The sequence below is a fragment of the Actibacterium sp. 188UL27-1 genome, from assembly GCF_016901225.1.
Lineage (GTDB): Bacteria > Pseudomonadota > Alphaproteobacteria > Rhodobacterales > Rhodobacteraceae > 188UL27-1.
Genome location: NZ_JAFEUL010000010.1, coordinates 134626 through 146558, shown reverse-complemented (window position 1 = coordinate 146558; position 11933 = coordinate 134626). Strand labels below are relative to the sequence as shown.

At 60.0% G+C, this 11933-nt stretch carries 16 protein-coding genes, 1 tRNA gene and 1 pseudogene; 5 read left to right on the top strand and 13 right to left on the bottom strand.

Translation table 11 applies throughout. The features are described from left to right. The 3 genes and pseudogenes from IU397_RS14515 to IU397_RS14505 form a co-directional block, all read left to right on the top strand. Window positions 1-123, top strand: a pseudogene (locus IU397_RS14515) (IS481 family transposase); the annotation flags it as partial. 12 nt (window positions 124-135) lie between these two features. Further along, window positions 136-330 carry a hypothetical protein gene (locus tag IU397_RS14510; protein ID WP_204414981.1) on the top strand — a complete coding sequence of 65 codons (195 nt, stop codon included), beginning with the start codon at window positions 136-138 and terminating at the stop codon, window positions 328-330. Beyond that, complete coding sequence (locus tag IU397_RS14505; RefSeq protein ID WP_204414979.1) at window positions 330-833, top strand: tyrosine-type recombinase/integrase; 504 nt, start codon at window positions 330-332, stop codon at window positions 831-833. The genes IU397_RS14510 and IU397_RS14505 overlap by 1 nt, the downstream gene beginning before the upstream one ends. Before the next feature lie 53 nt (window positions 834-886). On the opposite strand, the gene IU397_RS14500 is transcribed toward IU397_RS14505, so the two are convergent. The 12 genes from IU397_RS14500 to IU397_RS14445 form a co-directional block, all read right to left on the bottom strand. Next, window positions 887-961, bottom strand: a tRNA-Phe gene (locus IU397_RS14500). Window positions 962-1082: 121 nt separating this feature from the next. Then, complete coding sequence (locus tag IU397_RS14495; protein ID WP_204414977.1) at window positions 1083-1253, bottom strand: DNA gyrase inhibitor YacG; 171 nt, start codon at window positions 1251-1253, stop codon at window positions 1083-1085. After that, entirely contained in the window at window positions 1250-2278 is a 1029-nt protein-coding gene (locus IU397_RS14490; protein ID WP_204414975.1) for a ribonuclease E/G, read from the bottom strand. Before IU397_RS14490 ends, IU397_RS14495 begins: the two co-directional genes overlap by 4 nt. Next, a complete protein-coding gene (locus IU397_RS14485) occupies window positions 2275-2841 on the bottom strand; it encodes a nucleoside triphosphate pyrophosphatase (RefSeq protein WP_204414973.1) in 567 nt (188 codons plus the stop codon). The genes IU397_RS14490 and IU397_RS14485 overlap by 4 nt, the downstream gene beginning before the upstream one ends. Before the next feature lie 3 nt (window positions 2842-2844). Then, complete coding sequence (infA, locus tag IU397_RS14480) at window positions 2845-3063, bottom strand: translation initiation factor IF-1 (RefSeq protein WP_011455993.1); 219 nt, start codon at window positions 3061-3063, stop codon at window positions 2845-2847. A 242-nt stretch (window positions 3064-3305) separates the two neighbouring features. Continuing rightward, window positions 3306-4694, bottom strand: a complete 1389-nt coding sequence (locus tag IU397_RS14475; RefSeq protein ID WP_204414971.1) for a PAS domain-containing methyl-accepting chemotaxis protein — start codon at window positions 4692-4694, stop codon at window positions 3306-3308. Between the two features lie 88 nt (window positions 4695-4782). Beyond that, window positions 4783-5241: a low molecular weight phosphatase family protein gene (locus tag IU397_RS14470; protein ID WP_204414969.1), complete on the bottom strand. Its 459-nt coding sequence runs from the start codon at window positions 5239-5241 to the stop codon at window positions 4783-4785. Between the two features lie 2 nt (window positions 5242-5243). Next, window positions 5244-5723, bottom strand: coding sequence for a UPF0262 family protein (locus IU397_RS14465; protein WP_204415008.1), 480 nt, complete (start codon window positions 5721-5723; stop codon window positions 5244-5246). Beyond that, the gene (hisD, locus tag IU397_RS14460) at window positions 5723-7033 is read right to left on the bottom strand and encodes a histidinol dehydrogenase (protein WP_204414967.1); all 1311 of its coding nucleotides are present in this window, start codon (window positions 7031-7033) and stop codon (window positions 5723-5725) included. The genes IU397_RS14465 and hisD overlap by 1 nt, the downstream gene beginning before the upstream one ends. 45 nt (window positions 7034-7078) lie before the next feature. After that, the gene (locus tag IU397_RS14455) at window positions 7079-7582 is read right to left on the bottom strand and encodes a GNAT family N-acetyltransferase (protein WP_204414965.1); all 504 of its coding nucleotides are present in this window, start codon (window positions 7580-7582) and stop codon (window positions 7079-7081) included. Continuing rightward, window positions 7579-8055: a DUF2948 family protein gene (locus IU397_RS14450; protein ID WP_204414963.1), complete on the bottom strand. Its 477-nt coding sequence runs from the start codon at window positions 8053-8055 to the stop codon at window positions 7579-7581. The genes IU397_RS14455 and IU397_RS14450 overlap by 4 nt, the downstream gene beginning before the upstream one ends. 126 nt (window positions 8056-8181) lie before the next feature. Then, the gene (locus IU397_RS14445) at window positions 8182-8328 is read right to left on the bottom strand and encodes a hypothetical protein (protein WP_204414961.1); all 147 of its coding nucleotides are present in this window, start codon (window positions 8326-8328) and stop codon (window positions 8182-8184) included. A gap of 117 nt (window positions 8329-8445) precedes the next feature. Here IU397_RS14445 and IU397_RS14440 point away from each other — a divergent pair, with 117 nt between their 5' ends. Continuing rightward, window positions 8446-9225 carry a mannosyl-3-phosphoglycerate phosphatase gene (locus tag IU397_RS14440; protein ID WP_204414959.1) on the top strand — a complete coding sequence of 260 codons (780 nt, stop codon included), beginning with the start codon at window positions 8446-8448 and terminating at the stop codon, window positions 9223-9225. An 11-nt stretch (window positions 9226-9236) separates the two neighbouring features. Next, complete coding sequence (locus IU397_RS14435) at window positions 9237-10475, top strand: glycosyl transferase (protein ID WP_204414957.1); 1239 nt, start codon at window positions 9237-9239, stop codon at window positions 10473-10475. A gap of 178 nt (window positions 10476-10653) precedes the next feature. Here the strand turns inward: IU397_RS14435 and IU397_RS14430 are convergent, their stop codons facing one another. Next, window positions 10654-11649, bottom strand: a complete 996-nt coding sequence (locus IU397_RS14430; protein WP_204414955.1) for an OmpA family protein — start codon at window positions 11647-11649, stop codon at window positions 10654-10656. Window positions 11650-11933 lie beyond the last annotated feature (284 nt).

The following is an 11933-nucleotide window of genomic DNA, read 5'->3' as shown; positions in this document are numbered from 1 at the left end:
GCACGCCGTCTCAAAACGCTCAGCGGCCTCACACCCTACGAATACATCTGCAAAATCTGGACATCTGAGCCAGAGCCATTCATCCTAAATCCGATCCACCAGATGCCGGGACTGAACAACTAGGGGCGGCTGAACATGGTCCGTACACTTCTGAGCGAAGTGTTCCTTTACAACATTCCGAAAGGCCTAACCTCAGCCAATTTCGCCAAAGACGTCATTCCGAGGCGCCGTCCGCGTGATCGCGCCTATGCCAACCGTCCCTGGACCGTCGAAGAGCAAGACACAGTCTTGGGAAGGCTAAGCCGCATGTGCGCGTGGCCCTTGCCTTGATGATGAACACAGGTCTCGATCCGTCGGACGCTTTGCGACTACGGAAAGATCAGGTCGATGATGGCACGATTTGGGGTGTGCGCGGTAAGACCGGCGAAGAGGTGGCGATTCCGGTTAGTCCGACGCTGCAAGCCGCGCTGGATCGCATGCCCAACCATGACGCCGAAACCGTGCTTTCCAATTCGCGCGGCGAGACGTGGACCTACAACGGCTTTTCGACCGTTTGGCACCGTTTCAAATCTGCACTTGAAAATGAAGGCCGTATCGAAAAAGACCTGACCCTCAAGGGCTTGCGGCACACGGTCGCCACGACACTGCGCGAGGCGGGCCTCGATGAACGCCGCATCGCGGACCTTTTGGGGCAGAAAACGCCTTGCATGCGCGGCACTATTCCCGCTCTGCCAACCTTACTGACAAGAACCGCGCGACCATGGCCACATTGGAAGAAGAAAACCGAAGGCAGGCCGAGAATGTCAAACCTTCGCAAAAAGTGTCAAACCTGACCGAAAAGAGGACCAGTCATGGGTAGAAAACAGAATTATATTAGCCTGCCAAGTGGTGCCCGGGGGCGGAATCGAACCACCGACACGAGGATTTTCAATCCACTGCTCTACCCCTGAGCTACCCGGGCACGGAAAAGGCGCAAGCCTTTGGGTTCGGAGGGTTTAGACCCGGGCCTTGGCTAAGTCCAGTGGGGTTTTGCGAAAAATATCGGGATCTGCGGTCCATAGCGTTGCGTCTTTTGTAAGGTGTCAATGGGCCTGTTGCGGTCGGTCTGCTGCCGACTCGTCCGGGTCCGGCTCATCGGTTGCAATGACATAGGCCTCCGACATCCAGCGCCCCAGATCAACATCGGCACAGCGTTTTGAGCAGAAGGGTCGATAGCTCGGCTCGGTCGCTTTCTTGCAGATAGGGCATGTCATTTCAGGACCTCGGATAACGGCAGGCGTTCGCGTTTGCGTTGGAGTTCAAAATGGCCCAGCGGCGTCCAACCGACAAGAGCGGTTTCCACCGGATCGACCTTGAACGCCGCGCGCAACGTCTGTTCGAACTGGCGGCGGTCCCGCTTGGCCAGCGGGGCGAGGTCCAGGGTGATCTGCCCACCCAGTCCCCGGATCCTGAGGTGGCGCGGCAGATCACGGGCAGTGGCAAGATTCGCCTTCAACCCCGCCGCTGGCGACAAGTCACCTTGGGTATTCACATCAACCGCGACCAGGGCGCGGGTGGGCTCAATCGCCATCATTGCCTGACCCAAGCTGACCAGAGGATCCAACGCCGCCTCGATGTCATCCAATGCGCCGCGCGTCTCCAAACAGCCTTGCGCCGTATCGATATCATCAGGTTGCCCCCATTCTCGCCAGGCCAGGTGGTGGGCATCCGGCCCCTCCAGCAAGCATTCCGGCGACCCTTCCGTATCCGCAAGCAGAGCATGCGCAAGATCCGCCATGGCAGCGATATCCTCGGCAAGTTCATCAGGCGCAGCCCGCGCCGCGTCCGAGCGCAGGATGAGGCCAGCCTCCATGGGCAAGTCCGTCTCTTCTCCGGCGGCACGAAGCCGGATTCGTTGTTCCTCATCTCGGATCGCGCGGGAGATATTGATCCCCGCCGCCCCCGGCGTGACGATCGCGTATTTGCTTTTGAACAAAAGGCGGTTGGAGACCGGAACAGCCTTGCCCGCCTCCGCAAAGCCTGTGACCTGGACCAAGATACTGTCGCCCTGCGTCAGACCCTGGGCACCGCGAAGAAAAGCAGCCCCGTCAGGCAAAGCCAGGAAAATACCGCCCTGGCCCTTTATCAACCGGTCGACCTTGGCGCGGTAGATCGTGCCGGGTTGCGGCGGTCCGTCCGCGCCCGCATCGACCAGCAGATCGTCCAGTTTACCGTCGATCATTCGCGCCGCCACCTTTTGCCCGCGAATGTGATCCAGGAGAATACTTTCTCCCTTCATCGCGCGAGGTAGCCTGCTGCCGTCAACAAACCGGACGTTTCTGCGAGGGGCAGCCCGACAATGGCGCTGTAAGATCCGCTGATCCACGGAATGAATGCGCCAGCTGGTCCTTGGATCGAATATCCACCTGCCTTGCCCTGCCAATCGCCGGTTTGCAGATAGCTGGCGATCTCCTCATCCGACAGGTTCTTCATGCGGACCTGGCTGACGACGTCGCGCTGCCAAATCCGATCGCCGCATTTCACAGCGATGGCTGTGATCACACGATGGCGACGACCGGACAAAGCTGCAAGGAAGCTCTTCGCCTCACGTTCATCCGTGGGCTTGCCCAGGATCCGCCGCCCCAAGGCAACGGTCGTGTCGGCCGATAAAACGATATCTGCCAGTGCGGCCTCGACAGCCACGACCTTTTCATACGCCATCCGCTGACAGTAGGGCCGTGCAAGTTCGGCGCGCTGCGGTTTTTCATCGATGTCAGGGGGGCGGATGTCGTCCGCAACGATCCCGATCTGGGCCAGCAATTCCCGCCGGCGCGGACTGCCAGACCCCAAGATAAGCGCCACGGATTACTTGAACCGGTAGTTGATGCGGCCTTTGGTCAGGTCATAGGGCGTCATTTCAACCTGCACCTTGTCACCTGCCAGAACACGAATCCGGTTCTTTCGCATTTTTCCTGCCGTATGCGCGATGATCTCATGGCCATTCTCTAGCTCGACCCGGAATGTCGCGTTTGGCAGGAGTTCCTTAACGACACCGGGAAATTCGAGCATTTCTTCCTTGGCCATAGTCACCCCTTTATAATCGGTCCACCCGTTGTGAACGCGCCTTAACTGAAGCCAAAAGGCCCACACTTCAAGGCGTAACTGCGAAAAAGGCCTGCCATGACGCGATATCGTTACGTGACGGAGTGTGGGCATCTCTTGGGTCGAACGCCTCGACAATGGAATTTACCACACCAAACGGAGCAGCCATCGGTAAACAGCGATCTCAATTAGGACCGTCAGATCGTGGCGCCGACCGGTGCAGGCTATTCGGCGGCCCAGTGACGAGGCGACGTATCCAGGGCTTGTCCCTGTTGAAACTGGCTGAGCGTTTCATCAAAGGCATCGACCTGTTGCAACAGCGTGCTCGACTGCGAAACACCATCTGCAGACAACGCAATGAAGCCCCGCAAATTGTCTCCGAGTGAGTCAACTGAGGCCTCGACCGCCGCGATGCTGGTGGCCTGCTCCCGAGACGCTGCCGCCACCTGGCCGATCTCCGAGACGACGACATTCACGGCCCCCTCGATCTCTGCCAAGGCCACTCCGGCAGAGCGTGCCAGTTCCGCGCCAGAGGCCACCATCTTCTCGCATCGTTCGGTCAATTCCTTGATGCACTGGGAGGCTTCTGCCGAGCGTTGTGCCAGGCTGCGCACCTCGGCCGCGACGACAGCAAAACCCCTGCCACTATCGCCAGCCCGGGCGGCCTCAACAGCCGCGTTTATCGATAACAGATTGGTTTGGAACGCAAATTGCTCAATCACCTTGGTGTTTTGGCTGACAGATCTGGCAATCTCCTCAATACCGCTGATCGCCTCCATCGTGCTGGCTACAATCTCCCCACCCCGGCGCGATTTCGCGGCAGCAGCGGTGGCTTGCCTGTCCACTTGACTGGCGGCATCGCTGGTTCGGGACACGCCGCCCGACAGCTCACGCAAAACGGCAGATGTCTGCCCCAGGGCCGCCGACTGCTCTTGCGACCGGTCCGCCAGCTCATCCGCGTTCACCCTGACCGCATCGGACACATTGCGGATATTGAGTGCAGACCCCACCACGCCCGAGACGATCCGTTCCAAGTTTTGCACCGTGTCATTGAACACATCGCGGATATCCGCGAACTCGCCCGTTACGTCATCCGTCCACCGCACCGTTGTATCGCCATCGGCAAGCTTGCGAAGTTTCTGAACCAACTGGTCAACCACGGTCTTGCGCGCAGTCACATCCGTCGCCACCTTGACAACCAAGACGACTCTGCCGCTGTCATCCAGAACGGGCGTGTAAGTGGCGGCGATCCAAACCTGTCGCCCCGATTTATGGATCCGGCAGAATTCCCCCCGTTTGCATTCACCAGATGCCAGATCGGCCCAACATTCCCGGTATGCGGGCAGTTCAGGGCGCCCCCGGGCCATGAACATGCTGTGATTGCTGCCAACCACCTCTTCCCGCGTATATCCCATGCAAGACAGGAACTGATCATTGGCTGAGACGATCGTTCCATCCGGCAAAAAGCTGATGATCGCATTGGTCCGGTCTATGGCGCCCAAAATCGCCGCACTGTCAGGCGCCTGTTCCAGCGCGACGGCGTCATGATCTGCCACTTTGATGGGCTCGGCCAAATCCGGCGACGAGCCGACCAAATTTACACCATTGGGCATCACCTGCTCTCCAAACCACGTCAATTTGGGATAGCATCGCGCGGTTAGCGGCGGCTTAACGGCACTGGCGTTTCAGGGCCGCTGCGGCCTATCTGACGCGCGGGGGGCCGAACCGGTCGACCACCCTGGCGCTGATCTGATCCCGCGCAGTGCGGTAGGCGGCCAGTTTCTCGTCCCGGCTCTCGCCCAGACCTGTTGGGTCCAGGATCGGCCAATATTCGATCTCAAGGTGGAAAAACCGCGTCAATTCCAACGCCCGCCGCTGACTGGCAGGCGACAGGGCGATGACAAGATCAAACGATCCCAGATCGTCACCCCATTGCTCCATCTCGTCGAAAGAGCGTGATTTATGGCGGGACAGTTCCACATCCAATTCGCCGCAGACGGTTATCGCGAAACCATCAATCTCCAAATCGTTCCGAACACCCGCTGATTGCACATAGGTCTGGTGGCCATAGTACCGTTTCATCAACCCTTCAGCCATCGGGGAGCGTACAGCATTGTAATCGCAACAAAACAAGATCGACGACGGAAGGGGACCGGCCACCGTCACACTCCGAAATGCAACACGCAGATCAGGGTGAACAGGCGGCGCGACGTATCCAGATCAATGTTGGCCTTGCCCTCCAACCGCTCTTGCAAGACCCGGGCGCCTTCGTTGTGGATGCCGCGGCGGGCCATATCGATGGCCTCAATCTGGCTGGGCGGCAGCTTCTTGACCGCATCGTGATAGGCATCGCGGATCTGATAGTAATCCTTCACGACCTGGCGAAAGGGGCTCAGTGATAGATGGAATGCACCGATATGCTGATGATCCTCCCCCGCCAGTTCAAAGACCAACCGACGATCACGGATCGCCAACTGCAACCTGTAGGGACCGGTCGGCATCTCCGCACCGTCGCGCGGGACAAGCGTGAAGGAGTTATCCTCCAGCAAGTCGAAAATCGCCACCTTGCGCTCTTGTTCCACCTCCGCCGTGGGCGGGGGCAAATCGGCATCGTCAATCTCGATGTGGACCAGGCGGGGCATCATTCCGCAGCCTCGTTCAAACGGTCAAGCCGGGCCCGGACGGACAGGCCGTGGGCCTCCAGGCTTTCGGATATGGCAAGGCGTTCGGCAGAGGGGCCAATGGCGCGCAAACTGGCCGGTGTCATGCGGGCAAGCGTGGTGCGTTTGACAAAATCCATCACCGACAGCCCGCTGGAAAACCGCGCCGACCGTGCCGTGGGCAGTACATGGTTCGGGCCGCCGATATAGTCGCCGATGGCCTCCGGCGTCCACTGACCCAGAAAGATCGCCCCTGCATGGGTGATCCGGGTGGCCAACGCGTCGGGATCGGCCACACAAAGCTCCAGATGCTCCGGCGCAATCCGGTCCGAGAGCGCTGCAGCCTCCGCCAGATCCCGGACAACGATAACCGCCCCGAAATCACGCCAACTGGCCCCGGCAATCGCCGCGCGGTCCAGGGTTTGCAAACGCCGCTCCACTGCCGCGGTCACCGCGCGTGCAAAGTCGGCATCGGTGGTGATCAGGATCGATTGCGCGCTTTCGTCATGCTCGGCCTGGCTCAGCAGATCAACCGCGATCCAATCGGGATCGTTATCGCCATCAGCGATCACCAAAATCTCGGACGGGCCCGCGATCATGTCGATCCCAACCCGGCCAAAGACACGCCGCTTCGCCGCGGCGACATATGCATTTCCCGGCCCCGTGATCTTATCAACCGGGCTGATCGTGGCAGTCCCGTAGGCCAGCGCGGCAATGGCCTGGGCCCCGCCGATACGGTAGATCTCCGTGATGCCCGACAGGCGCGCGGCCAGCAAAACCAACGGGTTGACCACACCGCCCGGGGTGGGTGTGGTCATCACAAGGCGCGACACACCTGCGACCTGGGCCGGGATCGCATTCATCAGAACGGAGGACGGGTAAGAGGCCAACCCGCCCGGCACATAAAGACCCGCCGCAGACACCGGGCCCCAGCGCCATCCCAGGGTGGCGCCGGTGTCATCCGTCCACTCCGCATCCTGCGGCAACTGCCGTGCGTGATAGCTGCGGATCCGGTCCGCGGCCAATTCCAACGCATCGCGTTCCACCGCCGGAACGGCCTCACAAGCCACATCAACCTCCGCCGCGGAAAAGGCCAGCGTCTCCGGTGTCAGCGCGATCCGGTCATAGGTTTCCGTAAAGGCAATCACAGCCGCATCCCCGCGGTCGCGCACATCATGAAGGATGCCCGCCACGGCCGCATCCACATCCGCGTCATCCTCACGCTTCATGCCGAGCAGAGCGGTAAATGTGACCTCGAAATCAGGTTGAGTGCTGTCCAAGAACTGGGGCATGACGTCTCCTATCTCTGCCCGACATAGCCGCCGTACGGACGGGCCTCAAGCGTCGAGGTGGCGCACCAGATAGTGTTCGTCGTGAAAGGCCCCGTCGACATTCAGCGCGGTCGGCACCGTCCCTACCACGGCAAAACCCTCGCGACGGTAAAATGCCAAGGCCCGCGGGTTGGCGGCAGAGACGAAAAGCTCGACCTGCAAAAGCCCCATCCCCTTTGCGATATCAAGACCCCGCGCCAGCATCATCTGCCCTAGACCGGACCCCTGCCACGCCTCGCGCAGATAAACGGACGTGATCATGCCGCGATGGCGCAGCTTTACGCCCTGCTCCCGGGCCAGCGACATACAGCCCTGCAACTGACCATCGCCAAAGCCCCCCAGGACATGACAACTGTCCAGCCAGCCAAGGAACTGCATCTCCGATTTGGCCAGCGTGTCTTCGTAAGAGGATCCGAACGCGGCGGGATAGGCCTGCATCGCCTCCAACCGCAAATTGCGAAAATCGGTCACGTCATCCGTCATCAATCGGCGGACATGTAACGTGGTCATTCCGGGTGATCCGGCGCCTTGCCCGATGGTGCCAGATAGGGGCGTGTCACGTCCTTCAGTATGACATCCAGGCATTCGACATGGACCGCAATGGCGCCGTCCCCGGCAAGGGTCAATACCAGCTGCCCCGCGCCTTCCTCCGCTGGCTGAAAACGCACATCCAGCACAGACAGCACCATCTCCGTGTCGGACCGATCCACACCCTGGCTTTGAACCTTCAGCACATCGGCGATCAAAAACACCGATTGCACCCGTTCATAGGCCCGTTTGCGGCTCTCGGCATTGGCCTTGTCTTCCCACCGGAACCGGTTCAGCAATATGGCGAATTGGCGTTTCTGGCGGTCCCATCTCATCTCGGTGATCGGGAAAACGGCATCCTGCACCAAGCTGGATAGCACCTGAAGGTCCTCGACCTCGGTCGCTTTCAGGTGCAAGGGGCGCTCTCCCCCATCCTCGAACCGTGCATCTGTCATCGCCACCGACCTGTCCCCCGGGCGCTGCGTTGCGCCTGTCCACGATATCCGCGCCATGGCCCGTGACCCATCCGCGATGGTTGATATGTCCCACCCCGCCGCGAAACCTTCAAGGGGCGAAGAGGTTCACTCCCGATCCCCGGTATCGCTGGGCCGATCCTCCTCGGACCGCGCCTTGGCCTGGGCCTTGCGTTTTTGCAAATTCGCCTTCAACGCCTGCTTTAACCGGGTGTCGCGTGTCTGGGCGGCGGTATCACGGGGCTTGTCTGCCATGGACATCAGGTACGATAGCGGGCCAACGACGTCCAGCCCCGCCCGGGGCTGAGGCCTAACCGCGCAGATGGCCGGTTCCGTGTTGTTCCTGGATCCACCGCACAGGAGCCTGCGCCCATGACCCGCCCACCGCTCCTTGTGTTCAGCGATCTCGACGGCACGTTGCTTGATCACCAAAGCTATGACTGGGCTCCGGCGCAACCGGCCTTGACCCTGCTGTCACGCATCGGCGCGGTGGTCGTGCTGGCCAGTTCAAAGACCGCGGCAGAAATCGCGCCGTTGCGCACCGCCATGGCGCTTGGCCCGGTCCCGGCCATTATCGAAAATGGCGCGGGGCTCCTGCCCGCCGACGCGTCCAGCATACCGGGACATGACTACGCCAAACTCACTACGATCCTGTCCACACTGGATCCGCACTTTCAGGCGCAATTCGAGGGGTTTCACCGCTGGTCCGTGGATCAGATCGCCCAAGAAACCGGCCTGCCCCCGGATCAAGCCGCCCGCGCCGCCAACCGGCAGTTTTCGGTCCCAGGCCTCTGGCGCGGTGACCCTAGCGGGCTGGACCAATTTCTGGCGGTGCTCTCGGGTCTCGGGGTCGCGGCCCGGCAAGGCGGCCGCTTTCTCACCCTGTCTTTCGGGGCCACCAAGGCGGATCAGATGAACCGGATCGCAGCCAGCTATGGCACTCCTATCACCATGGCCCTGGGGGACGCCGCAAACGATGTCGAAATGCTGGAACAGGCCGATTACGGTGCGTTGATCGTCAATCCCCATGGTCAACCCCTGCCTGCCCTGGCGGGGGAGCAAACCGGACGGATCCGCCGCAGCCAATTGGCCGGACCTCATGGTTGGAACGAAATGATCCACCTGCTAGTTGATGAGTTGAAATTGTCTTAGGAGACAGGCCGTTGGCAGATTTTCACCAGAACGGAAACGTCGCAACCCTACACAACATGCGCACGCGCGACGCAGCCAGCCTCAGTCATGAACTGACGACCTTCTCCGAAACGCGCAAGCTGACACTGATCCTGCCGTCCCTGTATTCCGAGCTTGAAGGGCCCGCCCTGCCCCGCATCCTCGATGAACTGGCCACGGTCCCCTACCTGCACCGCGTCGTGATCGGGCTCGACCGGGCCGATGCCCAGCAGTACCGCCATGCCCGGTCGTTCTTTGCGCGTCTCCCCCAGGATCATGTGGTCCTGTGGAATGACAGCCCCCGCATGACGGCCCTGTCGGAACGCCTGCATCAACACGGCCTGTCCGCGGGGGAGTTGGGCAAAGGCCGCAATGTCTGGTTCTGCCTGGGCTACACCATGGCCTGCCGCGACAGCTCAGTGGTCGCCACCCACGATTGCGACATCCTGACCTATAACCGCGCCATGCTGGCCGCCCTGACCTACCCGGTGATGAACCCCAATTTCCCCTACCAGGTCTCAAAGGGCTATTATCCCCGCATCGGCGAAGACAAGATGAACGGCCGCGTCAGCCGCCTGTTGGTCAGCCCGATCCTGATTGCCCTGAAACGCGTCATCGGGGACCGCGATTACCTGGATTACCTACGAAGCTTTCGCTACCCGCTCTCCGGTGAATTTGCCATGCGCACCACGATCCTGCCGGACCTGCGCATCCCGTCCGATTGGGGGCTAGAGATTGGGGTATTGTCCGAGGCATGGCGCAACCTTGCGCCCAAATCGGTCTGTCAGGTCGAAATCTCCGACGCCTACGACCACAAGCATCAGGACCTGTCGGCCGAGGATAAATCCACCGGCCTCAGCCGCATGTCCATCGACATCTGCAAGGCGATCTTTCGCAAGCTGGCCGCCGATGGCACCGTTTTTTCGGAAGAGATCTTTCGCTCCCTGAAGGCCACCTACTACCGCTCTGCCCTGGACCTGCTGGAATGCTACCACGCCGATGCCCGGATGAATGGCCTTACCATCGACCGTCACCTCGAAGAACAGACGCTTGAACTCTTCGCCTCCAATATCATGGAGGCCGGTCAGGTCTTCCTCGACAACCCCGCCGAAACGCCCTTTATCCCAACCTGGAGCCGCGTCCACGCCGCCGACCCCCACCTGATGGACGATATGCTCACCGCCGTCGCCGCCGACATGGCCGAATTCGCCCCCCACCCTGCCACGCCCTAGGCCGCCTTGCGGACGTTTCCGGCGCTCACAGCGGGGGGCCACTCACTACAATGTCAGGCCTTTGAACGGTCGCAAGATCACGTGCTGCAACCGATAGAAGGATGCTTGGGGTAAGCCGCGGACCATAGAGCAAAACGCGAACCGTCCGACAATCTGTAGATCTTCTTGATGTGCCAGCCTACCGCCCGCGTTCAACCAGTTCTACCCGTCGGTTAAGGGCCCGGCCCTCTTCGGTCTTGTTCGTGGAAACAGGCGCAGCCAACCCCGCCCCAAGCGGTAGAATACGGCCTTCGTCAATCCCATAGTCACGTGCCAAATTTTGTGAGATCGCGTTCGCACGACGCAGGGACAGATCTTGATTATAGGCGACGTCGCCCACGTTGTCGGTATGACCCACCACATAGACATTCACATCGGGTGATGCCGATAAGAATGCCGCAACCTCATCCAATGCGGGCTTGGATGTATCGATTAAAACATCGCTATCTGTTTCAAAAAACAGCCCATAGAGTGTCACATGCCCGGATTGCGAAATCTCAGAATTGATTTCGCTGGCGGCAACAATTTCCAACTCGGCTTCGAACTTTTCCGATTTCACGATTTGCAGAACAACGACGGTCTGTCCGCCCGTGAACTCTCGGTTGGTTTTCGGCGCCTCGGCCGCGTACATGGCGACATCATAGACGCCCGATGCCGCCGTAACCTGCCCAGCAAGATAGACCTGATTGATACGGTTCTGGGCATACTCGAAAAAATACGTGGCTGGATTGATGAAAATCGTGTCAAAACGGTGCGCCTTTTTCCAGACGAATTTACCGCCCAGGTTTTTGTCACACTCCCCACGGCGGCAGGTGAAGTAGGGTTCAAATTCCCCCAAGGCATTGAACGCGGTTTCGTAGTTCAGGAATGCGGAAGCGGGCGACTGGTCCAGCGGCAGCAGATACATGATCTTTGTCACATCGCCGGCTGCATATTCCACAGTGAAATCGTCTGGCGTACCTTTAATATGGGCGCCTTCGTCAAACGATGTTGGCGCATATCCCGCAATGACCGACCCTGCGATGCGTGGAAACTCCGGATGGTCAGAGGCACCGGCCATGTCATCTTGCGCCATCACAAAGCCCGGGATCGAACAGCAAAGCACGAACATCATCAACAAACGCTGAACAGTCATAAAGTGTAGCCTTTACAATATTTTATAGCCATGAAAGCGGTCTGATTGATCCAACCGCGGAGCGTCAAGCTAGCCCCATGGCACCCGCTTATCAAGCCGGTTCCGCTCTTGGTCGGCATCGGCCAGTCGGTAAAAACGCTCGTTCCGAATATCTCATTTTACCATGCATTGGTCTGTGCGGATTGAAATGCGTGCGACCCGATCTCGGGGAATGGCGCGGATGAGCAGGTTTTGGTTCGGCTTTGTGACTGCGGAGACGTGCAAACTGGCCCAACCGCATGCCG

What these genes read in the sequence shown, in the direction of transcription:
- IU397_RS14510 (WP_204414981.1), top strand. Translation starts at nt 136, where the DNA reads ATGGTCCGTACACTTCTGAGCGAAGTGTTCCTTTACAACATTCCGAAA.
- IU397_RS14505 (WP_204414979.1), top strand. Translation starts at nt 330, where the DNA reads ATGATGAACACAGGTCTCGATCCGTCGGACGCTTTGCGACTACGGAAA.
- IU397_RS14495 (WP_204414977.1), bottom strand. Translation starts at nt 1,253, where the DNA reads ATGACATGCCCTATCTGCAAGAAAGCGACCGAGCCGAGCTATCGACCC.
- IU397_RS14490 (WP_204414975.1), bottom strand. Translation starts at nt 2,278, where the DNA reads ATGAAGGGAGAAAGTATTCTCCTGGATCACATTCGCGGGCAAAAGGTG.
- infA (WP_011455993.1), bottom strand. Translation starts at nt 3,063, where the DNA reads ATGGCCAAGGAAGAAATGCTCGAATTTCCCGGTGTCGTTAAGGAACTC.
- IU397_RS14475 (WP_204414971.1), bottom strand. Translation starts at nt 4,694, where the DNA reads ATGCCCAATGGTGTAAATTTGGTCGGCTCGTCGCCGGATTTGGCCGAG.
- IU397_RS14465 (WP_204415008.1), bottom strand. Translation starts at nt 5,723, where the DNA reads ATGCCCCGCCTGGTCCACATCGAGATTGACGATGCCGATTTGCCCCCG.
- hisD (WP_204414967.1), bottom strand. Translation starts at nt 7,033, where the DNA reads ATGCCCCAGTTCTTGGACAGCACTCAACCTGATTTCGAGGTCACATTT.
- IU397_RS14455 (WP_204414965.1), bottom strand. Translation starts at nt 7,582, where the DNA reads ATGACCACGTTACATGTCCGCCGATTGATGACGGATGACGTGACCGAT.
- IU397_RS14450 (WP_204414963.1), bottom strand. Translation starts at nt 8,055, where the DNA reads ATGACAGATGCACGGTTCGAGGATGGGGGAGAGCGCCCCTTGCACCTG.
- IU397_RS14445 (WP_204414961.1), bottom strand. Translation starts at nt 8,328, where the DNA reads ATGGCAGACAAGCCCCGTGATACCGCCGCCCAGACACGCGACACCCGG.
- IU397_RS14440 (WP_204414959.1), top strand. Translation starts at nt 8,446, where the DNA reads ATGACCCGCCCACCGCTCCTTGTGTTCAGCGATCTCGACGGCACGTTG.
- IU397_RS14430 (WP_204414955.1), bottom strand. Translation starts at nt 11,649, where the DNA reads ATGACTGTTCAGCGTTTGTTGATGATGTTCGTGCTTTGCTGTTCGATC.